17 protein-coding genes are annotated in these 25,908 nt (G+C 71.3%); 5 read left to right on the top strand and 12 right to left on the bottom strand.

Translation table 11 applies throughout. The features are described 5' to 3' along the window. The first annotated feature begins 300 nt into the window (after window positions 1–300). On the top strand, window positions 301–1,566 hold the full coding sequence (gene gntF / locus Ari01nite_RS44535; RefSeq protein ID WP_203790236.1) for a guanitoxin biosynthesis pre-guanitoxin forming N-methyltransferase GntF: 1,266 nt from the start codon (window positions 301–303) through the stop codon (window positions 1,564–1,566). A 14-nt stretch (window positions 1,567–1,580) separates the two neighbouring features. Here the strand turns inward: gntF and Ari01nite_RS44530 are convergent, their stop codons facing one another. Then, on the bottom strand, window positions 1,581–2,219 hold the full coding sequence (locus tag Ari01nite_RS44530) for a hypothetical protein (protein ID WP_203790234.1): 639 nt from the start codon (window positions 2,217–2,219) through the stop codon (window positions 1,581–1,583). 246 nt (window positions 2,220–2,465) lie between these two features. On the opposite strand from Ari01nite_RS44530, the gene Ari01nite_RS44525 reads away from it, so the two are divergent. Continuing rightward, entirely contained in the window at window positions 2,466–3,305 is an 840-nt protein-coding gene (locus Ari01nite_RS44525) for an SAM-dependent methyltransferase (RefSeq protein WP_203790232.1), read from the top strand. Between the two features lie 32 nt (window positions 3,306–3,337). Here the strand turns inward: Ari01nite_RS44525 and Ari01nite_RS44520 are convergent, their stop codons facing one another. The 9 genes from Ari01nite_RS44520 to Ari01nite_RS44480 form a co-directional block, all read right to left on the bottom strand. Further along, window positions 3,338–4,327 carry an AraC family transcriptional regulator gene (locus tag Ari01nite_RS44520; protein WP_203790230.1) on the bottom strand — a complete coding sequence of 330 codons (990 nt, stop codon included), beginning with the start codon at window positions 4,325–4,327 and terminating at the stop codon, window positions 3,338–3,340. Between the two features lie 116 nt (window positions 4,328–4,443). Further along, window positions 4,444–5,547 carry a phospho-N-acetylmuramoyl-pentapeptide-transferase gene (gene mraY, locus Ari01nite_RS44515; RefSeq protein WP_203790228.1) on the bottom strand — a complete coding sequence of 368 codons (1,104 nt, stop codon included), beginning with the start codon at window positions 5,545–5,547 and terminating at the stop codon, window positions 4,444–4,446. A 124-nt stretch (window positions 5,548–5,671) separates the two neighbouring features. After that, window positions 5,672–6,544 (bottom strand): formate/nitrite transporter family protein, encoded by an 873-nt coding sequence (locus tag Ari01nite_RS44510; protein ID WP_203790225.1) that lies wholly within the window; start codon window positions 6,542–6,544, stop codon window positions 5,672–5,674. A gap of 255 nt (window positions 6,545–6,799) precedes the next feature. Beyond that, entirely contained in the window at window positions 6,800–7,129 is a 330-nt protein-coding gene (locus Ari01nite_RS44505) for a hypothetical protein (RefSeq protein WP_203790223.1), read from the bottom strand. Window positions 7,130–7,345: 216 nt separating this feature from the next. Further along, complete coding sequence (locus Ari01nite_RS44500; protein ID WP_203790221.1) at window positions 7,346–7,711, bottom strand: VOC family protein; 366 nt, start codon at window positions 7,709–7,711, stop codon at window positions 7,346–7,348. A gap of 111 nt (window positions 7,712–7,822) precedes the next feature. Then, window positions 7,823–8,599 (bottom strand): RICIN domain-containing protein, encoded by a 777-nt coding sequence (locus tag Ari01nite_RS44495; RefSeq protein WP_203790219.1) that lies wholly within the window; start codon window positions 8,597–8,599, stop codon window positions 7,823–7,825. An 89-nt stretch (window positions 8,600–8,688) separates the two neighbouring features. After that, window positions 8,689–13,293: a hypothetical protein gene (locus Ari01nite_RS44490; protein WP_203790217.1), complete on the bottom strand. Its 4,605-nt coding sequence runs from the start codon at window positions 13,291–13,293 to the stop codon at window positions 8,689–8,691. A gap of 10 nt (window positions 13,294–13,303) precedes the next feature. Continuing rightward, a complete protein-coding gene (locus Ari01nite_RS44485) occupies window positions 13,304–15,610 on the bottom strand; it encodes a hypothetical protein (protein WP_203790216.1) in 2,307 nt (768 codons plus the stop codon). A 21-nt stretch (window positions 15,611–15,631) separates the two neighbouring features. Continuing rightward, window positions 15,632–20,014: a hypothetical protein gene (locus Ari01nite_RS44480; protein WP_203790215.1), complete on the bottom strand. Its 4,383-nt coding sequence runs from the start codon at window positions 20,012–20,014 to the stop codon at window positions 15,632–15,634. A gap of 391 nt (window positions 20,015–20,405) precedes the next feature. Here Ari01nite_RS44480 and Ari01nite_RS44475 point away from each other — a divergent pair, with 391 nt between their 5' ends. Continuing rightward, a complete protein-coding gene (locus tag Ari01nite_RS44475; RefSeq protein WP_203790214.1) occupies window positions 20,406–21,500 on the top strand; it encodes a hypothetical protein in 1,095 nt (364 codons plus the stop codon). Window positions 21,501–21,595: 95 nt separating this feature from the next. Here Ari01nite_RS44475 and Ari01nite_RS44470 read toward each other — a convergent pair whose 3' ends face one another. Both Ari01nite_RS44470 and Ari01nite_RS44465 read right to left on the bottom strand, forming a co-directional pair. Further along, the gene (locus Ari01nite_RS44470; RefSeq protein WP_203790213.1) at window positions 21,596–21,913 is read right to left on the bottom strand and encodes a hypothetical protein; all 318 of its coding nucleotides are present in this window, start codon (window positions 21,911–21,913) and stop codon (window positions 21,596–21,598) included. Window positions 21,914–21,954: 41 nt separating this feature from the next. Beyond that, window positions 21,955–22,401, bottom strand: coding sequence for an Hsp20/alpha crystallin family protein (locus Ari01nite_RS44465; protein ID WP_203790212.1), 447 nt, complete (start codon window positions 22,399–22,401; stop codon window positions 21,955–21,957). A 117-nt stretch (window positions 22,402–22,518) separates the two neighbouring features. Here Ari01nite_RS44465 and Ari01nite_RS44460 point away from each other — a divergent pair, with 117 nt between their 5' ends. Continuing rightward, window positions 22,519–23,202: a type III effector protein gene (locus tag Ari01nite_RS44460; protein WP_203790211.1), complete on the top strand. Its 684-nt coding sequence runs from the start codon at window positions 22,519–22,521 to the stop codon at window positions 23,200–23,202. A gap of 308 nt (window positions 23,203–23,510) precedes the next feature. After that, entirely contained in the window at window positions 23,511–25,889 is a 2,379-nt protein-coding gene (locus tag Ari01nite_RS44455) for a tetratricopeptide repeat protein (protein ID WP_203790209.1), read from the top strand. The last annotated feature ends 19 nt before the right edge of the window (window positions 25,890–25,908 follow it).

The raw sequence follows: 25,908 nt of genomic DNA, 5'->3' as shown, positions 1-25,908 counted from the left end.
GGCCGTCATGAGGCCAGTGCGAGCCGGGCCGCGCCGATCGGGATCTAGGTGGCCGGCGGCAGGTCCTTCCAACCGAACGTCCGTTTCGCTGGGCAATGACCGGCATGGCGTTCGTGTCATGATCGAAAAGGGTGTCGTAATGCTTACCAAAGCACCTGTGAGCAGGGATTGACCACGATCTGACATTGAAGGTGAGCACCCGCACGGCTGACTCTGGGCACATCTCACAGCATCACCGTCCGGAGGCGCCCCATGGTCCGATCGCTCGTTTCGCCGGTGAGCACCGCCAGGCGTTCGAGGATGTCGCCGCTCGCCGCCTGGGCCGCCAGTCTGGCGGCCACCGTGGCGTCGACCTACGCGTTGGACGCCTGGGCGGCGGCCACCGGGGCCGGTCTGGTCGCTTCCGGGTTGCTCGCCGACCTCGGCCATCGATCGGTGGTGGCGTTCCTCGTCGCGAGCTACGTGGTCTGGGTGTTCGGGCTGCGCGCCAACCTGCGGGCGAACGGAGCTCTGCTGGCGGCCACGGGGGCGAGCACCAACGTGCTCTCCAAGCTGGCGTACGACATCACCCGGCGCCGGTTCGGCGGCGGGCGCGCCGCTCGCCTGGCCGCTGCCGTGGCGTACACCGGCACCGAGGTCGCCAAGGAGGTGCCGTACTACACGGCCGCGTTCGGTGCCGCCGTTGTGACCGACTCGATCACCACCGCGGAGGCGCTCGTCTTCCTCGGCGGTGCCAACCTCGGCGCCGCGTTCTACGAAGTCGTACTCGCCCGTCTCACCCGTACCGTCCTCGGCCGGCGCCGCGGACACGCGTCGTTCGACACCGACTGGGTGCCGGCCGAGTACCTCACCGACTACTACCGCACCGTCGAGCCGGACGAGATCGCCACGATCGCGTTCCTCGTCGACGCGATGCACCACGCCGAACGCGATCAGCCGGTCCTGTACTTCGGTACCGGTCCCACCCTTCACCACGTGTTCGCGTGCGCCGAGACGGCGTCCGAGATCCATCTGGGCGACTATCTGCCCGAGAACCTGGCCGAGATCCAACGGTGGATCGACCGCGCACCGGGCGCCCACGACTGGCGGCCGTTCGTCCGCTACACGCTGCAGTGCGAGGGCATCACCGGTCCGACCGACGCCGAGGTGACCGCGCGTGAAAACCTGACCAGGGCAAAAATCACCAAGCTCGTACGGGTGGACGCCCGCCACCCCCGTCCGGTGAACCGCAGCTATCCGACGGTGGTCAGCGCCTACTGCGCCGACTCGGCGACCGGCGACCGCGCCACGTGGGAACTGTTCATGCGTCACATCACCGGCCTGGTCCAGCCCGGCGGCCTCTTCCTCACCGCGGCGCTGCGCCGGTGCCGCGGCTACATGGTCGGCGGCAAGACCTTCCCCGGCGCCGACATCGACGAACGCGATCTCCGAGCGGCCCTCCGGCCCGACTTCGAACCGCCGCACGAGGGGATCGAGGTCATACCGACAGCCCAGCACGGTTCCCATGGCTACGCCGCGATCCTGCTGTGCCAGGCACGCCGCGCTCAGCCGGCACCGCTCTCGTAGCTCCCTGGCCGTGGCTATCCGTCGTTGGTGACGTCTACACGCAGGATGGGATACCGGCCGAGCTGCTCGACAGAGTCCTCCGCCGCATCGAGTTCGGCAGGTGGCAGAAGGTCGCCTCCGGAGAGCGCCGGCGATGCGGACGCCCGTCGGAGCAACTCCCGTCTCACCTGCCGATCTAACATATCTTGACGGTGTGATTGGAACTCTCGGATCATTTTCATGATCCGCTCGAGCGAGACCAGGGCAGCCAGTCCGTACATCGCGGGCGTGGACGTCTGAGCGAGCGTCGTCATCGCCATTTCCCACGGGCTGTGCAGCGACATCGAGCGGACGAGCAGCGGGGTCTCCTCGGCCCGTCGATCGTTCTCGACCGAGCCGACGCCGTGGTAGAACCGCAGACCGCTACTGATCACAACAATATTGATGGCGCTCCCGCCGTCGACACGTTCGATGCGGGTTTTGCCATGCTCCCGTTCCATGTCAGCTTGGGTGGCGGCGATGCTGATCGTCATCAGCGTGTATCGCCACAGCGACGCCAGCGCGGCCGACTGTCGCGCCACCGCGTTGACCGGCGCCACCCGTCCGAGGTCGACGGCGCAGCGCAAGGATGCGGCCAGAAGTGCCGGCTCGACGTTGTCCCGTGGCTGGGTCACGAAGAAAATCCTATGGGATCTCGTTGCGCCATGCACCGACGGCGCTGACCGCTGGGATGCGGCCTCGCGAGTACCCGATGGCCCGGCGATGGTCGGAGCGCTTTCGTTACCGAAGAATTGTCATGGCGAGACCCCCGGCTTGGTCGGCACGGGAATCACGACGCGGAATAGATACCGGTGCGCCGGCCGGGAGTAAGGCCGGTACGCTGTGCTCCGCCATCACCCCTGTTAATTCAGGAGTTCACAGTGGATAGAGCTTTTGAACCGATAGGTGATTCTCAGCGACCGCACCGGAAGTTGCCGGCCGCTGTGGACACCGCGGTGCCGAGCGTGGCGCGGGTCTATGACTTCCTGCTGGGCGGCAAGGACAACTTCGCAGCCGATCGGGCCGTTGCCGCGAAGCTCCTGGAGTTGACCCCCGACGGGGTCGACGTGGGGCTCTTCAACCGGGCCGTGCTGGGCCGCGGCGTCCGGTACATGGCCGCCCAGGGCATCGACCAGTTCATCGACCTCGGCGCCGGTCTGCCGACGGTGCAGAACACGCACGAGGTCGCGCAGAGCCGGAACCCTCAGGCCAAGGTGGTCTACGTCGACAACGACCCGATGGTGCTGGTCCACGGCCGGGCTTTGCTGGCCGAGAACGAGCACACCACGGTGATCACCGCCGACCTCTGTGCACCCGACGAGGTGCTCGACAACCCAGATCTGCGAGCTCTGATCGACTTCAACCGGCCGGTCGGGTTGCTGATGGTCGCCGTCCTGCACCACCTGGATGACGACCAGCGCCCGGATGAGTTGGTCGCACGCTACCGAGATGCGATCCCCTCGGGCAGTTTCGTGTTCATCACCCATTTCATCGACGGGGGAGAGGAGACCGCCGAGATCGAGCGGGTGTTCCTCACCGACCTGGGTAGCGGTCGGTTCCGCAGCTTCGACGAAGTCCGAGGCTTCTTCGCCGGCCTGGACCTGCTGGAGCCGGGTGTCGTCTACAACCCGCTCTGGCGACCGGATCCGACTGACGTGGTCGCTGCCCCGATCAGCTTCGCCGGGAAGATCATTGCAGCCGGACTGGCCCGGAAGCCCTGAGCGAGATGTGTGTCAGGAGCGATTTTGCGGCGCTAGCTCCGCAAGGTTTTTGACGGGGCGGTGCCGTAAATGTTGCGGTAGGTCGCGGCGAAACGGCTGAGGTGGCTGAACCCCCACCGGTGGGCGATGGCGGCCACGGTCGTCCGTTGCGGGTCGGCCTCCTGGAGATCGCGGTGGGCGCGGGCGAGCCGGACGCTGCGCGCGTACGCCATGGGAGTCATGCCGAGGTGCTGGCGGAAGCCGCCTTGCAGGGTACGCGTGCTGACCCCCACCGCGCGGGCGAGCGTGGTGACGGGCAGATGCTGGTGCGGGTATGCCTCCAGGAGGTCGATGGCCTTGCGGACGGCCCGGGGCCGCATCGGGGGAACCGGGGAGAACAGTTCCTCCCGGTACTGGTGATCGGCGGCCAGCAGCAGGCCGCTGACCACGGCGTCGTACAGCCGGGACCGGATCAGCGGGTGGCACGCCAGGGAGGGTGATTCGCCGGTGGTCTCGTCGTAGATCAGCCGGACGAGCGCGGCCCAGGTGCGCCCCATGCCGTCCGCGGTGGACATGCTGGTGGCCAGCTCGATCGGCCGGGAAATCGGGTGCCCCAGGTGGCCGGCGAGTTCCTCGTGCAGCACCGCGGGTTCGATCGTGACGCTCATCGGGCAGGTTTCGGGGCCGGCCCAGCTGGCGGTAGTGAAGCCGTCGGGCAGATACACGGCGGCCCGGTCCGGGGTCACTAGAACCCGGTTTGCGCGATGTTCGCTGCGTACCGACCCGGCCGTGGTCATGACGACGTGGTAGGAGCCCCGCTCGGTGGTGAGGGCGCTGACCTCGCCCGAGACCGCGGCGGTGCCGATGGTCACGCCGCCCAGACGTATGCCGGTGAAGGCCACCGGCAGTCGCCGCACCGCCTGCGGCGCCCGCCAGCGGACGGGAAAGATCAGTTGATCGACGGTGTCGACGAGTTCCTCGAACTGCCCCATGCCCAGCCGGTACACCTCAAGGGCGTTGCGCTTGCGGTCATCGGCGGACATCGGACGACGATCATCCTCCGTAGCCATAGACATACGGACGGTATAGCTGAATGGGGCCGGTAAGTCACCACCCCCACTCCCTTGCCTGGGGGTGAATCCATCGATGGTGCCTTCTTCTATCCAACGGCTGCCAGAAAATCCGAGTAGAACAGGCCCAGGCCCGCCGCCACGCAGACGCCGGCAACGATCCAGAACCGGACCACGATGTTGACCTCGCTCCAGCCGGCCAACTCGAAGTGGTGGTGCAGCGGCACCATCCGGAAGACACGTCTGCCGGTAGTCCGGAACGAGACGATCTGGATCACCCAGGTCGTCGTGATGAGGACGAAGAGCCCGCCGATCAGGATCGACAGCAACGTGGTGCGGGTGGCCACCGCGAGCCCGCCGATCAGGCCGCCGAGACCGAGCGAGCCCACGTCACCCATGAAAATCCGCGCCGGGGACGCGTTCCACCACAGGAAGCCCAGGCAGGATGCGGCTGCCGCCGCCGCGATCATCGCGATCTCCAAGGGATCGCGGACCTGATAGCAGTATTCGTTGACGCGCGCGTACGCGTCGTCGGCGCACCAGTGCCGGTACTGCCAGACGCCGATCAACGCGTACGCACCCAGCACCAGGATCGACGCTCCGGTGGCCAGCCCGTCGAGGCCGTCGGTGAGGTTCACACCGTTCGACATCGCTGTGATCACGAAGACAAACACGATCACCGAGCCGACCTTGCCGACGTTCAGCCAGCTGATGTCGCGGATGAGCGAGATGTGCTCACTGGCCACGGTCTGGCCGTTGGTGCTGGCGACGTAGAGCGCGGCGATGCCAAAGCCGCTGCCGACGATCGCCTGGCCGAGCAGTTTGCCTTTGGCCGACAGCCCGTCGGAGTTGCGCCGGCGCACCTTGAGGAGGTCGTCGAGGAACCCGACCACACCGCAGAAGACGAACAGCCCGAGCAGGACCAGCGCCGTCATGGTCGGCCCCTCCTGCGCGATCTGCCGCTCCGGCAGGGTGGTCAGGGCGACGTGCCCGGCCACGTAGGCGAAGACGGTCGCCACGATGAAGACGACGCCACCCATCGCGGGCGTGCCCTGCTTGCCCTCATTACTGGCGAGCCCGATTGATCTGATCGGCTGGCCGGCCTTGAGCGCGGTGAAGACGCGGATCGCCACCGGGGTGCCGAACAGGGAGATGAGAAACGCGACCGCGGCCGCGACGATGACCGCCCTCACGGGCGACCTTCCACTAGATCGTGCGGGCAGTCCTTCGCGAAATCATCGATCACGGGGCACGAGCTTTCCATCCGACAGCGAACGGAGCACCCGTGGGACCTCAGAGCGCCACCTGGGTCTCGCGTTAGGCTCCCGGCGTGGGTGCCGCGCCGACGGTCATCTCCGATTCCACTGCGGTCTTCGGTGCGGTCCGGTAATGCGTCAGATAAATGGCCGCGCCGGTGAAGAACAGCCCGCCGACCAGGTTTCCCAGCACGGTCGGGATTTCGTTCCAGAGGAAATAGTCGGCCCAGGTGAAGTCCGCGCCGAGCAGGATGCCGACCGGGAACAGGAACATGTTGACCACCGAGTGCTCGAAACCCATGGCGAAGAACAACAGGATGGGCAGCCACATCACGACGACTTTGCCGAGCACATCGCGGGCCAGCAGGGCACCGACCACGCCGGTCGAGACCATCCAATTGCAAAGCATTCCCCGTACGAACACCGCCAGCCATCCGTTGGCGCCGTGTGCCTCATAACCGAGCGTCCGGTCGGACCCGATCTCGGCAAGCTTCTGCCCGTATGCGGCGAACTGGTTGCCCGCATCCTGGATGGTCGTGTCGAAGCCGTACGTGACAAAGGTTGTGACGAGGACCGCCACGGTGAGCGCGCCGGCGAAGTTGCCGAGGAAGACCAGCCCCCAGTTGCGCAGCACGCCGCCGATGGTGACGCCCGGCCGTTTCGCCAGCCAGGCCAGCGGTCCCAGTACGAACACGCCGGTCAACAGGTCGTAGCCGAGCAGATAGAGCAACGCGAACCCGATCGGGAAAAGCAGCGCCCCCACGATCGGCAGACCGGTGTCAACGGTCATTTTCACCGCGAACGCCGCGGCGAGAGTAAGCAGCGCGCCCGCCATGTATGCCCGCACCAGCGTGTCCCGCGTCGACATGTGAATCTTCGACGCGCCGGCGTCGACCAGGGCGACCGCCAACTCCGGTGGCTTGACATACGTCATCGAGACACTCCTTGAGGCGCTGCGGAACCCCCGCATGCGCGGAGGCCCCGTCATAAAATTGCGTGAACGTTGCCCTGGTGTGCGCGTCTCGTAGCACGCCGGTCAACTCTTGTTCACAAACCGGGCCGGCGCCGTGTGAGATCCGTGGACGCCCGCCAGCAGTTGGTGATCCCGGCCCCGGTCACTCAGGCGCAGCCGTCACGGTCGGCCGCGGGCTCACCCGGCGGGACGGCGCGCGATTCCAGATGCTGCCGATCAGCCGCCGCCGTCGCCGGGTTTAACTCCGGTGATGGCCTGGGCCTGCTGTCCGGTGATCTCCTGCATGGGTAGGCCGTCGTAGTTGCTGAGGATGACACCGACCCACCCGGTGACCGGATAGATGCTCCAGTACGTGGCGCTGCCGGGGTGGACGCCGCCGACCCCGAGTTCCCACTGGCCGTCGATGATGTGGGCGGTCGGCCCGTAGGTGCTGAAGCCGGGGGAGCCGCGGAAGTTGGGGGCCTTGACCGAGGTGAACACGTCGGCCCAGACCGGCCCGGCATGCCCGGGCTCGCTGCCACGCCGGCGCCCGCCAGGCCGCCCCAACCGAGCAGCCGCCGGTCAATACCACGCGCGGAATTTCGAGCCCAAGATCGCAGTCCTCCCTCAAGATCAAAGATTCGGCGGGCCGGGTCAGCGATCCAAGCGCCGGGCCCGTAACGGGCATCGTTCCCGGCGCGGTAAGCGGGACGCCTCCGTCTGAGGTGCCGATCCCCGGTACTCAAGGCTTGATGCCGCGCCGATGCACGCGCCGGCGCGGAGTTACGCCGGAGTGCGCGACTCCAGGCAGAACTCGTTGCCCTCCGGATCGGCCAGCACCACCCAGCCACCGGCATCGCGACGGTCGTCGACCACGGTCGCGCCCAGGACGAGCAGCCGGTCCAACTCCTCGTCGCGGTCCCGGTCGGTGGGTTGCAGGTCGAGGTGCAGCCGGTTCTTCGCCGCCTTCCCCTCCGGCACCCGCTGAAACAGCAGCGACGGCCCACCGCCGGCCACCACGACCTCGCACTCGTCGTCACCCGGCCGGTCGTCGGGATGCTGCGGCTCACCGAGCACAGCCGCCCAGAACCGAGCCTGCCGATACGGGTCGGTGCAGTCGAAGTCGACGTACTTCATGCGCGCGGCCATCCGTACACCGTGCCGGAAAATGCGCCCCGTCTCGACGGAGATTCGGTGTGGCCGATGGCTCGGACGCAACGGCGGGCAGGGGTCCCGCTGGTGGCGGGACCCCTCCGGTCATCAACCGGTTGACGTCGGCAGACCGGGGCAGGTCGCGCTGCCGAAGTTGCCGGTGATGCGGGAGGCGTCGGTGCCGTACACCGCGCAGGTGAGCACCGGCGACTCCCACACCGTGTTCGGCGGCGGGGCGCCGTCCAGGAGCCGGTGCATGGCGATGTTGGCCCGCCGGAAATCCTTCGGCACGTCGATGATGATTCCGCCGCCGCCGTCGTAGACCGCGGTCGACTCCACGACGCCGAGCACGAAGTCGTCCGTGTCGGACAAGCCGGCGGCGGACAACGCCTTGTTGCCGGCCACGTTGCGGATCCGGAAGGCGCGGTTGACGAACCCGGCGGACATCTCCTGGTACTTGTTGACCAGGGCGACCCGCGAGATGATCCACTTCTGCTGGTCGGAGCCGTTGCAGGTCCACAGCTGCACGGGGGTGTTGTTGTTCGGCAGGGTGCCGGTCTCGACCTCCAGGCAGCGGTCGGGATAGCCCTGCAGCGTGATGGTGTAGTACTGGCCGGACGGCCGCACGCTCCAGACCTGGTTCTCCCGGCCGTGACACCGGTAGATCTGCACGTCGCCGCCGTTGCTGTGCATCTGGTTCACGTTGGCGTCCACGCAGGACGCGTACTCCGTGTTGGTGATGGAGAACGCGGAGCGCGGGGTGAACGCCAGGCCGTCGAGGTCGGCGTGCGCACTGGGGGCGCCCGCGACCACGAGCCCCGCCGCCGCGGTGGCCATCGCCGCCAACAACGCCGTGCGCACCACGCGCTTACCCGTACGTCGCATTGTCTGAGCCTCCTGATCGGTGAGAGTGACGGCCGAGTGTCACCGCCACCCTTCACTCAGATTGCACAGCTTTTGCATCGCCGCCGGAGCTACGCGATCGGCAGCTCGATCTCGACGGTCGCGGTCTCGTCGCCGGTGTCGCCCTGCACCGACAGCACCGGCTGCCCGGCGCCGATGTTCCGGCGGAAGAGGCCGGTGACCAGGTATTTCCCGTCCGCCAGCAGGCCCGCCGCGGGACCGGTGTGCGGCACCAGCAGCACCCGGGTGCCGTCGGCGTCCGGGACCGGCGAGGTTGCGACGTCGAACGCGGTGACGCCGATCCGCCGCCGCACGGTGAACCGGACACGATCGGGGTCGAACGGCTCCGGGCTGCTCAGCAGCAGCGCCCAGGTTTCGCCGCCGGCGCCCACCGCGTGCAGTCCGGTTTCCGCGGGCAGCGACCGCTCCACGTCCAGAGCCGCGAACAGCGCGGTGAACACGGCCGTCTGGACCTCCCGCCGGACGGTCCCCGGCGCGGCCAGCACGGGTTCGAGCACCGCCGACCACTCGGTCCGCGACAACTGCGGCGTGGCCAGGCGCATCGTCCCGTGCGGACGCACGTGGTCGGCGAACGTGCGGTACCGGGAGGTGACGAACGACCAGGCACACAGCGCGCCGGTGGCCGGGCGCGGCGCCGGCCCGGCCGGCTCACCGACCAGTTCGGCGTCATAGCTGGTACGGGGTTCCAGCGGTGCCCCGGCCGGCAGCGCGCCCCGGATCAGCACCTCCCGGGTGAGCTCGGACTCCGCCACCGTGAGGGCACAGCTGGACCGGTCCAGGGTGGCCAGCCAGGTCCGCTCCTCCCGGCGCAGCACCAGTTCCGCACCCGGGACCGTCGTGCTGGTCAGGGTCTGGCCCGTGCCGTCGCCGGCGCGCAGCCGCAGGCCCAGCATCCGGCCGCTGATCAGGTACATGTGGTCGACGTAGTCCGCGCCGAACGTCACCGCGAGGTCGTAGTCGCGATACACCGCCGGGGCGCCGCGGGCCGGGGCCAGCCCGGTGACGTACGGCTCCAGGGTGTCCTCGGGTGGTCCCTCGGTGCGGAAGTCGAAGGTCCGGGTGATCGTGCAGATGGCGCCGGTGATCGACGCGGTCGCGCCGGCCGGTGCCTCGACCTCGGCGCCTGCCAGCGACCGGCCGCCGGTCTCCACGACCTGGGTGGTCACGGTCAGCCGGTACTGCCGGTACGGCTCGAAGACCGGCTCGCTGCCGCGGAAGCGTTCCAGGGTCTGCTGCAGCTCGGTGCGGCGGGTGGCCGTCTGCGCAGCGGGCGGCTCGGTCCGCACCGCGACGGCGAGCACCAGCAGGCGGCTGTAGCAGTTCAGAGCCACCGTGCGGAGGCCGGAGCCGCGCAGGACCAGCTGATCGGCGTGGAACCCGCCGGGCCCGGCCGGCACCGGGGCGGAGACGGTCGCGACCACCGCTCCGGCGGCGTCGTAACCGGTGAGCGACCAGGTCCCGGTCGTCATCACCAGTACGGCCAGGCCCTCGGCGGCGGCCGGCAGATCCAGCCGCAGGGCCGGGGCGGGTGCGAGGGGCACCGCGATCCGGCCGGTGGCGCCCGGCACCGGCACGATCCCCCACTGGTCCGGCACGAACAGGCAACGCGGGTACCGCCGGGGTGGCTCCCGCCGCACCGGGTAAGCGGCCGAGGCGGCGGAGATCGGCAGGATGTCGGCGCCGGCCGGGCCCGGCGTCCAGACGGCGTCACCGCCGTCGTAGGCGGTCAGCGGCTCGAGACGGCGTACCGGATGGTGTTCGAAGGTCAGCACCCGGACCGGCGCCGCCGGCCGGCACGGGTCGAACTCCTCCGCCTCCTCGAGCTGGGTGACGGCGGGCTCGGTCACCGCTCGGGTGCGCTCGTACGGCGTCCGCACGCCCAGCATCAGATGCCGGTTGCCGAACGAGGGATCGCCGGCCTGGCGCTGCCACATCGCGGACAGCGGCCGTGCCGTTCCGTCCGGAGACGCGTAGGGGATGTAGGTACCGGTGCTCTCGTCAAGGACGTCGAGCCGCAGCCCGGTGAGCCGCGACCGCAGGGTGAACTCACCGACCCGCTGGTCGACCGGTCCCTCCCGGTTGGCAGCGGCCCGCACCGCGTCCTCGACCGGGGTCGCGAACGCCAGGCTGATCCGGCCGTCGAGCGGCACGGTGGGTGCCTCGGCGCCGAACGGCCAGCTCGCCGTGGTGCGCAGATGCTCGATGCCGCCGGTCTGCAGCGGATCGGCCAGGCGCGGCGGCGCGGGTTCGGCCCAGCGCAGCCGGACTGACTTCTCGAAGTCCGGCAGCGGCCAGGGCAGGTCCACCTTCACCCGCAGGGCGGCGGTCACCTCGAACGGGTCCGGCGACTGCACGGCCAGCATCGCGGTGACCGACAGGTCGAAACCGATGCCGAACACCGACAGCCCGACCGATCCGTGCAGGCTGAGCTCGCCCCGGAGCTGTTTGGGTTGCCGGGAGACCAGCGCCATGCCCTCGATCCACGCTTCCAGCCCGAGACGTACCGGACCGAACGCGTACTGGGCCTGCCAGCCGATGAAACCGCCGAGTTCGATCTGGTTGGCGTCGACCATGAGGTAGGTGTTGGCGTCGAAGATGGACAGCAGGCGGGCCCGGATCCGCTGCTCGGGTTCGCGGCGGCCGAGATAGAGGTGCCAGGCGCGCGGATCGCTGAAGTTGTAGAACGCCTCCGCCACGCCGGTCACGTCGACCAGGCGGCCGTCGTCCGGGTAGGCGTAGTGCGGCTCGATGCCCAGCTCCAGCGTGCCGGCCCGGCCGTCGAAGACGACCAGCGAGGTGAACAGGGCCTGTGCCTGCGGCGCCGCGATGGCGGTCGGGTCCTTGAGCAGGTTGGCCCGGACGTCGAGCATCAGGATCGGCCCGGGCACCACTACGACGAGCAGCCCTTTGACCGCCACCGTGTAACCGGTGTCGGACATGGTGCCGAGGATGACGCCGGCCCCGAAGCCCTGACTGCCCCGCTCGTCCGCCCACTTCGACTGATCCGCGGCCCCGATCTCCGGTCGCCGGTACCAGTCCCGGTACCAGCGCTCGGCCGGGTCCTTGTCGGGGGCCATGTTGCGGGCGTAGAGCGCCTCGAACCCGTACAGGCCGAGGCCGGTGCTGAACAGCGGGACGCCGACCGGCAGCTGGACCAGCAGGTACACATACAGGTAGGTGTAGTCCGCCCGGCGGCCGACCACCACCCGCACGCTCACGGTGAGGTTGACCGACACGAGCCGCAGCGTGCCGGCGCCGTCGAACCGCTGGTCCTCGGCGTGGTAGCGCACCTGCGCGTCGAGCACCAGGACGTTCTCCACCTCCAGATGGACCGCGACCCCGGCCAGCTCCACCCCGGTCAGACCGCCCGCGTTCCACCGGAGGCGCAGCCCGTCGACGGCCGCGGTGACCGGAATCCCGGAGACCAGGCTGAGGGTGCCGGAGAAGCCGATCCACCGGTCACCGGACGGTTCCGAGCCGAGCCCGACCTTGGTCAGGGTGAGCGTGAAGCCACCGAGCTCGACGCGGGCCGCGGCGGGCAGGGCCAGCCAGCCGCCGGCCACGCTCACCGTGCCGGTCGACGAGATCCGCAGGGCGTCCACGGTGAACGGTGGCAGCGGTCCGGAACCGGGAAGGCCGATCTCGGGGCGGATCGTGCCGCTCAGGCTGAGCGCGCTCTCGGCCGCGCCGATCTCGAGGGTCACGCCGGTGAGGGTCATCGCGACAACCCCCGGCTTCCGTACGGTGACCAGGCCGTCGGTGAGCGTTGCCGAGCCGCGCAGCCGACCGGCCGCGGTGGCCAGCGCGAGCCGGATCCCGGCCGCCGACAGTTGCAGGTCCACCGCGAGGTCGGTGTCGAAGAAGTCCAGGTCCCGGACGACGGACTCGATCTGCCCCAGCACCAGCCGGGACCGGACGAAGCGGATACCGACCCGTTCGAGCTCCACGGTGAACCCGCCGAACTGGCAGGCCGGGGGAGCGTCGAAGGTGACGCTCAGGCCGCCGGTGAACCCGCCCGTGCCGACGCAGCAATGGTCGAGGGTGAGCGTCGGCGCGCCGGCCACCTCGGCGGGCAGGGTGACGGTGGCCTGCTCGAACGCGATGCCCAGGAACTCACCGGGCAGGCCGGCCGCCTCGGCGGTGGGCAGGCCGCGCCCCCGCTCGAAGTTCCAGGTCACGTTGGTGGCGCTGATCGTGACGCCGCTGCCGGCGATCTCCGCCTCGGCCAGGCTGAGCGCGGCGTCGGTCTCGACCGTCACGTTGCCCTCGGCGTCCACCGTGACGCTCGCGGCACAGTGGATCTCCGCGGGGCCGCCGGTGGCGACGTCGCGCAGCACGCTCGCCGGGACTCGCAGCGCGATGTCCACGTCACGCAACGAGATCGACGGGCTCGGACCCAACACGAGCTCTACCGTCAGCGACGTCCAGCCGGCGCCGGCCGAGCCGAACACGACGGCCAGGTCGTCGACGCCCGGGATGCCGAACGCCAGTTCCCGCTCGAAGGTCAGGGTCAGCAGCAGCACCAGGTCGTCGCCGGCCGGGAAGGCCTCGGCCTGGGTGTAGTAGAGACCGTCGAGGACCTCGGCGAGCGGGAACTGCTCCGCGGAGATCAGGTCGCTCAGCGGGAACAGCGTGTTGCTGGACGCTCCGGGCATCGTCCGCCTCCTACGGGTAGAGAACGCGGGGATAGGCCGCGCCGAACGCGTCGACGAGAGCCGCGAAGTGCAGGCCGTTGACACGTGCGGCCCGGGACCGCGTCTCGGGTGCCGCGAGCGGAGTCCGCTGCTGCTCGTCCGCGGTCAGCCGGAAGGTCCGCAGGGCGTCCTGGTGACTGCGCACCCAGGGCGGCGCGGCGCCCCCGGCGAGGACACCGTCGGCGACGGCCCAGAGCCGGCCGGCCTCGGCCAGCCCGCCGTTGAAGGCGATGTAGTTGAAGGCGGGCAGCGACCAGGCGGCAGCCGGCAGCGCCGGATGCGGTGCGGTGCGGGCCGGGTCGAGGTAGGCGACCTGGCGGCGCAGGTACTCGCCGTACTGGATTTGGAGGTGGGTGCGCACGTAGCCGGCGTTCAGCCGGAACTCCCAGCCACCGCCGATCATGGGCCGCAGCTCGATGGTGCCGTTGACCTGCGCCTCGGTGGGTACGGTGAACCCGGCCGCGGCGATGGCCGCGAGCGCGGTGCGGAACTTCGTGTCGTGCCCGGCGGCGCTCGCGGCGATCGTCGGCTCCCAGCGCAGCGTCGTGTCCTGCCCCGGCAGCTTGTCGGTCGCGGCGAAGACGTCCATCCCCCAGCAGTTCCACAGCAGCATGCTTCGCAGCAACGTGCGGGTCTGCGCCTCGGTGGCCGCGCCGAAGACCGCCGCGTCGAACGGGTTGCCGGAGAAACCCGTGCGGTCGGCGAAGATCCACGAAGTGTTCGCTCCGGGTGCCAGCATCGGGATGTTGAAGAATCCCTCCGAGCCGAGCGCCACCCGCCCCTCCATCAGCCAGAGCACCATCGCCTCGGCGGGCCGGATCGGTGGCCGGCCCGGGGCCGGCGTCAGCTGTTGCAGGGCGTCGAAAAGGGCGCGCAGGTCGGCCAGGCCCGGCCCGTCGACCAGGACGTTCTGGTTGGCCGGGTCGGCCGCGCCGGCCCAGGGCCGGCGGGTGCCCCGGAACACCGGCGTGCCGGCCGGCCAGGCCACCGGCCGGATCAGGGACTCGTCGGTCGTCAGCCGCTCGCCGACCGCCTCGCGGGTGGCAGGTGTCCGGCCCAGCCGCAGGCTCAGGGTGGCGAGCCGGGTTGCGTAGGCAGCCTTGCCGGCGGCGTCCAGCACCGGCGGCGGTGGCGGTTGCAGCACCACCCGGGCCGGCTCGGTGAGCGTCGCGAAGTCGAACTCGATCGTCTCGGGCGGCCCGGGCCGCGCGCCGTTGGTCTCGGCGAGGCGCAGGTCGGCGCCGGGGTCCACGGTGCAGCGCACCACCGGCGGCGGTGCGGCCGGGTCGGTCGGCTCCTGCATGACGGTGATCAGGCCGCGGGTCGACAGCCGGCGCTGCTGCAACACAATCCCGGCCGCCGTGGTCACCTCGACGCCGACGGCCGGCAGGGCCCCGGAACGGTAGGCGAACCCGGCCGCACCGGGCGTGCTGAACGCGACGGTGAACCAGCGCGGACCGGCCGGCCAGGCGCCGTCCGGGAGCGCCGTGGACACCAGCGGGCCGACTCCCGCCTCGGCGCCGATCGTTTGCGACCGGAGCGAAATGAGGGTGCGGCGCGCGTCCAGCAGGGCGTTTGCCGGGTGAGCCGGATCCAGGAGCGGGACCGTGCCGGGCACCGGCGCGGGGACGACGCCGTCGTCGGTGGACGTCCCGGCGGCCACCGCGATCCACAGCCCGGTCGACCCGTCGGCGGCCAGCTCGACCGTCGGCATGGCGAACCGGACCGCGTCGTCCTGGTCCTCGGCGGCCGGCGTCCGCAGCTTGACCGCATGGGTGCCGGCGAGCAGGCCGCTGACGGCATGGGCCGGCCAGCGCGGGTCGCCGGTCGCCACCTCGCCGCCGGCCGGGCGGCGCACCTTCGACTTGACCAGCTGATGGCGCACCGAGTCGAGCAGGAAGTCGCGGCTCAGCCGGACCGGCCAGTACCAGGCCACGGTGGGCGCCGGCCGCACGCCGAGCGCCGGGACGAGTGTCGGGTCCAGCTCCATGACCAGGGTGCCGACCGTGCGCCAGCCGGCATACTCGGCGTCGGTCCAGGTGAACGGGTCGGTGGCGGCGGGCAGGACACCGGGGGCACCCGGGTCGGCCAGGAAGCTGAGCACGCCCGGGAACAGCGGCCGGACGGCGGGCGGCCCGGCAGCCGGATTGGTGACGTCGAACTCCAGCCGGAGCCGGTCGGGATGGGCCGGGCCGCCGTCCAGCACGGTGATCGTCGCCGGGTCGGCGCGGGCCTGATCGGTCGCGGTCAGCGGGAATCGCAGCCATCTACGGGGCATCGCCGTACCCCCTCCTGCTCGTCACGGCACGGTCACCGGGCCGATCCGGGGTTCCCCGCGGCTGAGCCGGCCCCAGCGGTCCCGGCCGCGCAGCCGGTAGAGGTAGAGATGGCCGGAGCCCACTTCCGGGTCTTCGATGAGGCCGTCGCCGCCCGGCACCCAGCCGGACACCGGCGCCCACCGGCCGTCGAGCAGGTCGGCTCGTTCGCATCTGACCTCGAGGTCCGCGACCGGGCCGGTCGCCCAGCTGATCCGGACCGCGGCCGTGGCGGTGTCGTACGCCGCGGCCCCGGCCGGCGCCACCGGCGGGCGGGAGTCGAAGGCGGTGGCCTCGCCCACGTCGCTGGGCAGCGACCGCACCTCGACCGTGGCGACCGGGCCCACCTGCGCGGAGCGGAGCGACTCGATCCGGTATTGGTAGGCGCGTCCGGGCTCGGCGGTGCCGTCGCGCCAGGCCAGCCGGGCGCCGGTCGGCAGGACCACCACGGGACCGCCGGCCGGGGTCCGGGCGGCCACGTAGACGAGCGTGCCGTCCGGCAGCGCGGACAGGCCGGTCACCTCGGCGCCGGTCAGCGGGAACGACCCCGGGAGCGGATCGCCCTCCGGAAGGCCGTCCGCGGTGATGCCGGTGGCGAGGTGGACGGCCACCACCTCGTCCGGCGGCGTCCCGGGCAGCCGAACCACCCCGGACACCACCGGTAGCGGCTCCGGGCAGCGGTCCGGAGCGACCGTGGCCAGCACGGTCATGTCCGAGGGCTCGGGCCGGCTGCCTGCGGGCCACGGCGTACGGAGGATGCGGTATCCGGCCGCGGCGGCTCCCGCGCCGTCGAAGAACAGCCACACCTCGCGGTCCCCGCCCACGGCCCGGCGCAGCACGGGTGCCGGCGGCCGGCGGACGTCCGGGACGACCACCGGCGGGGTGGCCGGACCCGGCGGGCCGCTGTTGCCGGCCGCGTCGACAACCCGTACCCGCAGCAGGTGCCGGGCCGGCGCCGTGCCGTCCAGCGGCACCGGCCAGGACAGCCAGCCCGGCTCCGGGTCGGCCAGCAGCGGGTCGGCCGCCTCCAGCGGGCGGTCGGTCACCGGCGCGAAGACGGACGGCTGCCGGTCGGCCAGCGTCCGCAGGCCGCCGGGTGGCAGCGCCGCCTGCTGGGCACGCCAGGCGGCCAGCTCGGCCGGGTCGAGTGCCGGGGCGCCGGTGTACGCCCCGCGGCAGGCGGCCCGGTCCGCGGCGTCGGCCGCCAGCACGTCGCCGACGGTGGCGTGATCGATGTGGAACCGGGTGCCGGTGCCGGCCGGCCACCGCAGCCGGAACCGGCTGCGACCGCTGAATTCGTCGGGCGGATCGGCCCACTGCTCGGCAACCCCGGGCGGCGCGACCGTGCCGGCCGGTGCGTCGAGGTAGTGGCGGCGTACGGGCACGGCGGCGACGGGACCCTCGTTGCCCGGTCCGCCCGGCTCATCCGGCCGGTTGCGGGTGTCGGGCGTCCACGGCCGGCCGTCGAATGCGCTGACCCCGAGCACACCGGTCGCCTCCGGCTGCGCGGCGGTCACCGGCAGGGTGACGCCGGTCAGCACCACCTGATGGTCCGGCAGCCATGTCACGTACGGCACCGGCGGCTCACCCAGCACCACGAGGCGCAACGGCGACGGCGTGTGGGCGATCACCGGCAGGCCCGCGTCGCCGGCCCAGGCGACGCCGCCGATCAGCGGCGGAAAGTCGTCCGGCAGGTAGCCGGCGAGCCGGATGGTGCGCAGTCCCGGAGCCTCCAGCATGGCCGGTCCGGGCGCGAGGACCGGCCCGGCCGCCACGACCAGGGTGGCGCCGTGCCGCCCGAGCGCCGCGCTCACCACCGGCCGGCCGGACAGCGACAGCCCCTCCGGGATCGGGCCGGCGAAGACCCACGACGGCGGTATCCGCACGGTGGTCTGGCCGGCCCGGGGATGGTCCGGCTCGACGGCGTCGCAGTGGACCGCGATGCCGGCCGACTCCTGGAGGATGTCGAAGCTGACCGATGCCGTCGAGACCTCCAGGACCCGCCGCTGCCAGGCCGCAGCCCGGCTCGGGTCCGGCCGCAGCGGGTTGCCGAGCAGGTCCAGGCGTTCCGGGTCCGCCCCGCGCATCGAGACCGAGCAGGGGCCGGCGGCCGGCGGTTCGGTCCCGGACCGGCTCAGGGTCAGCACCGACGGTTCCGCCGCCGTGTTGCCGAGGATCAGATACTGCCGGTTGCCCTGCCGCAGCCAGTCGCCGCGGAATGCGTCCGCCGGCGGTTGTCTCCCGAGCGGAACGGTGACCCGGTAACCGTCGGCGTCCGCCGTCACCGCGGTGACGGCGGCCAGCACCGTGCCGTGCGGACGGTCGTTCCAGTAGACCCGGAAACCGACCGTGTCCGGGGCCTGGCTGACACACCGTTCCGGCCACGACCAGCGCAGCAGCGCGGCCCGGTCCACCCCGGCGTGGTCCAGCTCCGCAGCGTCGTCGGCGGCCAGGTAGGGATCCGAGCGGTCGATCCACCGGCCGGTCACGGCGCCGGGCAGCGGCGGCGGCACCCGATCGGCGGCATCCACCTCGGACGGTGCCGACCAGTCGCTGACCCTTCCGTGGAGGTCCCGCGCCCGGCAGCGGTAGTGGTAGTGGCGGACGCCGGGGTCGAGGCGGTCGTCCACCAGGTCGCCCGGATCGTCCGGCCAGCCCGGCGCCGGGACGAAGGCGGCCGGCCGGGCGGAGGAGCGGAACACCGGCCGGGTCCGGCCGGCGAGCGGGTCGGCCGCCCGATCGGCCCAGTCGCCCAGCTCCGAACCGGGCGGTGTCACCAGGTCCGTCCAGGCGCCCTCGGTGCGCCGCTGCACCTCGTACGAGATCGGGTCGGTCAGCGCGGCCGCCAGGGGCAGCATGCCGGTGTCGAGGACGCGCGCCGGGACCGGATCGAGACGCAGCCCGACGACCTGCTCGGCGGCGAACCGCCGGGCGAAACCCGGCATCGGCACGGCCTCCGGCGCGACCGGCGTGCGCAGTGCGGGCACCGGTCCGCGGGTTACCCCGAAGCAGATCCAGCGGTGGCGCAGGATGTCCTGCACCGGCTCGAGGTGGCACACCTGGGTCACGACCGGGCTGTCGCCGTCGACCCACACCGTGCCGATGTCGGGCGCCTCCACCGTGACGGTGCGCATCGGCCCGGCCGGCACCCGCCGCACCACGTCGCGGCCGTGCCCGGAGGACACCCGCACGATCAGCGGACCCGGTCCGGCGGATCGCGCCGTCACCCGGACCGCGCCGCTCGGGACGGGCAGGTCGACGCGGACCGGTTCGTCTGTCACCGGGACGTCGCGGCACACCCACACCCACCGGATCGGTCCGGGCCAGTAGCCGACGACCTGGTAGTCGTAACTGACACCGGGCTGCGCGGTGCCGTCCACGAGGGCGAGCCCGGCCATCCGCGCGACGTCCGGGTCGAGCGCGCCGAGTTGGACCAGGCGGATCGCGTCGACCTCCACGGTGGGGGCGGTGGTGCCGCTGCCGCTCTGCGTCAGCTGCCGCCCGGCGATCGCCGCGCGGAAGATCTCCCGGGTCCGGCTGAACTCCGGCGGCCCGAACTGCGCGGCCAGCGGGGCCGGAAGTCCGGCCGCCGACCCGGTCGGGCTCAGCCGGTCGGCGGCCTCGAGCCAGTCCTGTGCCCCGGTGCCGGGGTCGGCGCCGTGCCCGTGCGGCACCTGGTATCCGGGCGCGGTGACCGGGAAGCCGATCCGTCTCGGGTTCAGCGGTGGGTCCCACCCGTCGTCGGCCTCGTCGGCGACGGTCGCCCACCGTACGGCAATGATTTTGTAGTAGTAGGCGACCTGGCGCCGTCCCTGGATCTGGAATCCGTCGAGGGCATCGGCGGCGACGCTCACCCGCAGCGCGGTGAATCGGTTCTGCTCGGTGAGCCGCAGCGATGCCGAGCAGACCCGCCGGCCGCCGGCGATGCCCCAGACGACGAAGTCGAACGGCAGCAGGCGGGTGGACTGCGGCACGGAATGCACGATGTCGATGTCGACCCGGCGAACCGGCGCGGCCGCGCTGGTCAGCTCACCGGTGATCGCCCCGGCGACGGCCGGCCGCAGCACCGGCACCTGCGCCCCGCCGACCAGTTCGGTCATCACCTCGGCGGGCGCGCCGGTGGTGGCCGACCGCAGCACGAGCGGTCCGAGGGTGAGTGCCGGCGGCACCGGCCCGCCCGGCAGCGCGGTGAAATCGACGGACTGCGCGGTGCCGGAGCGCGCGGCCCGGCGCTGGACGTCGAAGCCGTGCGGCGGGAACCCGGCAGCCGGATCGACGGACCAGCGCAGGTGAACGCCCGGCCGCAGCACCGCGTCGTTCAGCACGCCGAGAGCGGTCATCGTCAAGGCCGCGGTCTGCAGGGCCATGCGCCCTCCCAAGGGTCGGGCAGTCAGTCTCGGACGGCCTGGCCCGTGGCCCAACACTGTGATCAGATATCCGACGCCTCTGGCGATCGGGCCCGGCGACCAGCGGACCCGAGGCCGGCCTGGCATCGATGACCCTGAATGGTTGTGACCTCGCCCGCATGGGGCTAAAGTACCGAAAACGATTTCAATAGATGTACGTCGATGCGTGGCGAGCCGACCGCGAGCATGGTGTCAGGCCTGCTCTCGCACTCGTGGGCTGATCCGACGCCTTCCGAAAACGTGTTCGGAAGCGGCTGCCTCTCGCCCGCTCATCCGGTGCGGCACAGGGTGCGTCCTGTGGCGCCTATCCGGGCCGGCCTACACACCATGCTGATTGACCTCGGAGGTCTGCGTGCCTATCAAGAAGCTTCTCGTGATCGCGGCCGGCGTGGTCGCCGCGTCCGCACTGGGGTTGTCCGGCACAGCGATAGCGGGCACCCTCGTTCCGGTCGCTGCCGTCGTCGCTGGGCATGACCACTCCGCCACGGAGTCGGACCGCTGCCTGCATGACGACGACTTCGCCCCCAACCCCGCGCTGGGCGATCGGGTGTGCGCCATGGGCGACGGGCTGTTCAAGCTGCGCACCGCGAACGGTGACCGGATCACGCACATCGACCCCCCGACGGCGAAGGACAAGGGCACCCGCGACTCGCTCAAGGCGATCACGGGCGGGTCGGCCGCGCTCGCCGCGCGTGCGCACTTCTGCGCTACCGACTCGTACCGCATCCAGCTGGTCTACATGATCCCGGCGAACGGCACGGACGCGTCGGCGACGATGGTCCCGCTCATGCAGCAGCACTTCATCCAGTCCAACGCCATGGTGTCCGACCGGGCCGCGGAGTTCGGCGGAGACCTGTCGCTGCGGGTCGCGTGCGAAGCTGCCGGACAGCCCGCCGTCCGCGTCCTGCGCAGCAGCACCGACAACGGGAGCATCGGTTCGGTCGACCAGGAGCTCAACCGGCAGGGGCTGCGTGCCACCGGCCAGGACAACGTCGTGTACTGGGGCAACGGGGGCTGTGGCGGCGGCGTCGCCTGGGGCTCCGGGGACGCTCGACCCGGTGTCGACAACCCCGTCAACAACGCCCCGGGCGTTGCGGTGGTCACCGGCCGGTGCCCCTTCACCTACATGCTGCACGAGCAGGGGCACTCGATGGGCGCCGTCCTGCCGAACACGCCCAACGGCTCCGGCCGAGGTCACTGCAACGACGACGCAGACGTCATGTGCTACAACGACGGCGGTCCCCGCTCGTCCGGCTACCGCACCGACGTGTGCCCGTCTCCGAACGGCAACCTCGACTACTACTGGGACTGCAACGTCAACGACTACTTCCACCCCAATCCGCCGGCCGGCTCGTACCTGGCGAGCAACTGGAACCTCGCCAGCTGCTCCAACCGGATGATCTACCGGCCCAACTGCGGCGCGGCTCTGCTGCGCACCCGCAGCTGAACGCCGGCCCGATGACGGCGGCGTAGGGAGGACGAAGCGCCCCAGGGCCGGCCGCGGTTTGCCGGCCCTGGGGACTCGGTGGTGAGCAGGTGCGATCAGGGCGGCGACCGTGGGTTGGTGCCGGCCGTGCCCGGCTGGTGTCCGGACTCCCGGGCCGGTGGGGCCGGCGAGGGGTCGGCCGTCGGAGGGGCGGGTGACGGCTGGGCGGCGGACGGGGCGGGTGGCGCCGGCGGCTCGGGCGGTTCGTCGAAGCTGGCGCCGATGAGGGCGTCGAACTCGGTGCGGACCAGGTCGGGGTCGCTGCTGATGAGTTCGGTGAATGCCTCGTCGAACCCGCGGTCCCATTCCGGGGACAACGCGGTGCCCGCCTGTGCCGTGGGGTCGTTGATCATGCCGGTCACCACCCGCCGCATCCGGTTTTACTGTGAAGGGGCTGACGTGACGAACCGTCAGGTCAGCCGGTGATCACCTGTTGCTCGGCCTGCTGGGGACCGGACACGGCGATCTTGCGGGGCTTGGCCTTCTCCGCGATCGGGATGCGCAGGACCAGCACGCCGTTGTTGTACGCGGCGTCGATGTGGTCGGTGTCCAGGGCGTCGCCCAGGAAGAGTTGCCGGGAGAACACGCCCAGCGGGCGTTCGTTGAGCTGCGTCGTGGCCTGCTCGCCGAGGTTGATGGGACGGCGTTCGGCGCGGACCGTCAGCACGTTGCGTTCCACGTCGATGTCGATCGCGTCGGCGTCCACTCCGGGAAGGTCGAACGCGATCACGAACTCGTCGCCGTTGCGGAACGCGTCGGCGGGCATCGTCGTCGGCCGGGACCAGGTACCGGTCGCGGGGACGCCGAACAGCTGCTGGGCGATCCGGTTGACCTCGGTGAAGGGTTCGCTGCGCATCAACATGGTTCCACCTCCTGCGGTCTCGACTTGACAGTCAATGCGCGATACCGTCTTTCTAACACGTCATCGGAACGATGACAAGAGGTTCGTCATCGTAACGATGACGCGGGATGGGAACGCATGCTCGACACTCCACCGGATCGCGATCTCGCCGCGGCAGTTGCCGCTGTCGTCGGCACCGCACACGCGGTTCAGCAGCCGGGCGCCGGCAGTGCGCGCGGTGTCCCCGGTACCGGACGCGCCACCGCCGACCGTGCTGGCGGCCCGGTGAGCGGTGCCGAACTGCTCGACGCCCTGGTGCTGCTGCACCGGGCCCAGGCGGAGCTGGCCGGGCTCGAGCCGGTCCTGATCGCTGCCGCCCGCGCCGCCGGGGTCTCCTGGCAAGCTCTCGCGCCCGCTCTGGGGGTGGCCAGCCGCCAAGCCGCCGAGCGGCGCTACCTGCGCAGCGCCTCCGCCCAGACCGACCACCCGGGTGCCACCCGCGACGACCGGGTGCAGGCCGAACGCGACCGCCGCGCCGCACACCGCGCCGTCGCCCAATGGGCCAACGACAACACCGCCGACCTGCGCCGGCTCGCCGGCCAGATCGCCGCCCTCACCGATCTCGACGAGGCCGCGACCAGCGACCTCGCGCAACTGCACCAGGCCCTCGGCGACGCGGACGCCACCGCTCTGCCCGCGCTGCTCGCCGCGGCCCACCAGCACCTTCCCGATCACCCGGACCTGGCGGCGCAGATCGACACCGTCACCAGCCGCACCGACCAGATCCGCCGGCAATCACCACGCCGGGGCGGCGAAACCTGATCCCTCTCGGCGCCACCCCATGCCGGTTGAGGGCCCAGAACACGCACCCGGCACATACCGGCACCCTTGCCAGGTACCTGCTGGCCCCGGCCCGCCGGCGCTCGTCCGTCAGCATGTGAGTCCCCCCGTCGGTCGATGATCCACATGGCTGTTGCCTCGGCGCTGGGCGCCGCGGGCAGGTTGCCTCGGGAATCGAGAATGGAGGATGGTGGTCGAGTGGTGGTTCGGATCCGGACGCAACCGGAAACCGAACAAAACCGGCGCCAGCCAGCCAAGTCGCCCGATGGAAGAGCAGGGGTACACCGGACGTGAGCGCTGACGGGGAGCCCGGCGAGCTGGTACGCCTCGGGCTCCAAGGACTGTACGAGCAGGTGCGCCGGCCGCCGTACCGGGCGTTGCAGGCACATGCTGATCTGGCCGGGCTGACGTTGCGCATCTCCACGGTGAGCGACCTGCTCAACGGTCCCGGCATGCCGCGATGGGCGACCGTGGAGGCGTTCGTGCGGGCCTGCGCCGGTTATGCCAGCGCCCACGACATCCAGGTGCCGGCCGGCCAGCTCGATGTCGACCGGTGGCACCAGCGCCACAGCGCCGCCCAGGAGCAGCAGGAAACCCAGCCGGTCCGGCGCCGGGCGACGAAATCGACACCGGCGGCGGGGCGACTGGTCCCGAGGCAGTTGCCGGCGGACGTCTACCCGTTCACCGGGCGGGCCGCCGAACTGTCCAGCCTCGACCGGCTGCTGGCTCCGACCGGCGAGGGTGAGAGCGGCGGGGGACCGGCACCCGTGCTCATCGCGGCGATCAGCGGCATCCCGGGTATCGGCAAGACGGCGCTGGCCGTGCACTGGGCGCACCGGGTCGCGGAGCGGTTCCCCGACGGGCAGCTCTACGTCAACCTGCGCGGCTTCGGTCCCGCCGAGCCGATGATGGATCCGGCCGAGGCGCTCCGCGGGTTCCTGGCGGCCCTGGGCGTGCCGCCCAACCAGGTCCCGGCCGGCCTCGACGCCCAGGCCGGCATGTACCGCAGCCTGCTCGCCGGTAAGCGGGTGCTCGTCGTGCTCGACAATGCGCGCGACGCCCAGCATGCCCGTCCGCTGCTGCCCGGCACCCCGTCCACCGTCGCGCTGGTGACCAGCCGCAACCACCTCACCAGCCTGGTCGCCATGGACGGCGCCCATCCGGTGACGCTGGATCTGTTGTCGCCGGCCGAGGCGCGGGCGCTGTTCGACCGCCGGCTCGGCGTGCGGACCAGCATCGCCGAGCCGAAAGCGGCCGAGCGCATCGTCACCGCATGCGCTCTTCTGCCGCTGGCGCTCGCCATCGCTGCCGCCCGGGCCCGGCAGACCGGCTTCCCGCTGGCCACCCTCGCGGCCGACCTCGACAACACCGCGCGACGGCTGGACGCCCTGGACGCCGGCGACGCGACGAGCCGGGTGCACGCCGTGTTCTCCTGGTCGTACACCACGCTGTCGCCACCCGCCAGGCGGCTGTTCCGGCTGCTCGCCCTGCGCCCCGGTCCGGACATCTCGGCCGCCGCGGCGGCCAGTCTCGCCGGTGAGCACCCGGCCGAGGTGCGCCGGTTGCTGGCCGAACTGACCCGCGCCGGCCTGCTCGACGAGCATCGCCCCGGCCGGTACGCCTGCCACGACCTGCTGCACGCCTACGCCCTCGAACAAGCCGAGCACTCCGAACCGGCGCCCGAACGTGCCGCCGCCGTGCACCGATCGCTCAGCCACTACCTGCACACCGCCAGCGGCGCCGCCCATCTGCTGGACCCGTCCCGTACCAGGGTCCAACCGGCACCCGCCCCGCCGGGCGTCATCCCGGAGCCGCTCGCCGTGCTCGACGAGGCCCTGAGCTGGTATCACGCCGAGCAGGAGACGCTCACGGCGGCCATCAACCAGGCCACCGCCATGGAGCTGCCGGAGCATGCCTGGCAGCTCGTCTACAATCTGGTCTCCTACCTGAAGCGAAAGGGGCAATGGCACGCCTGGCTGTCTGTCCAACGGCTCGGCCTGGCCGCTGCCCGGCGGCTCGATGATCCGGCGGCCATCGCACATATGGTGCGCGGCCTGGCCGTGGTCAACACGAAACTGGGCCGCTACCGGACCGCCGAGGTGCACCATCAGCAGGCGTTGCGTCTGTGCCGGCAGCTGGGAGATCGGGGCACCGAGGGGAACGTGCAGCACAGCTTCGCGGCGTTGTTCGCCGTACAGGGCCGCTTCCGCGAGGCGCTGGACCATGGGCGGCAGATGCTGGAGGCGCACCAGGCGACCGGCCAGCTGGCGTGGCAGGCGGACGCCCTGAACGTCATCGGCGCGTGCTATGCCGGGCTCGGCGAGTACGCCACCGGCCTGGAGTACGGCGAACGGGCGGTGGCGATGCACCGCCGGGCCGGCGACCGTTTCGGCGAGGCCGCGAGCTGGGACACCCTCGGCGAACTCCACCACGGCCTGGGCAGATATCCCGAGTCCGTCGCCTGCTACCGGAAGGCGCTCGACATCTATCCCGGAATCGGCGAGCGCTACTACGAAGCCGAAACCCTCATCCGCCTCGGCGAGAGTCACCGCAGCAGCGGCGACGACGACGCCTCGCTGCGCGCCTGGCAGCGGGCGCTGGGAATTCTCGAGGACCTCGACCATCCCGGCGCCGCCGCTCTGGCCGAGAGGATCCGGAAGGCGACCTGAAGCGAATCGTAAGCGGCCT

It is taken from the genome of Paractinoplanes rishiriensis (genome assembly GCF_016862375.1).
GTDB classification, from domain to species: Bacteria; Actinomycetota; Actinomycetes; order Mycobacteriales; family Micromonosporaceae; genus Actinoplanes; species Actinoplanes rishiriensis.
Note: the sequence above shows the minus strand (reverse complement) of the source record. Positions and strands in the feature narration are given on the sequence as shown.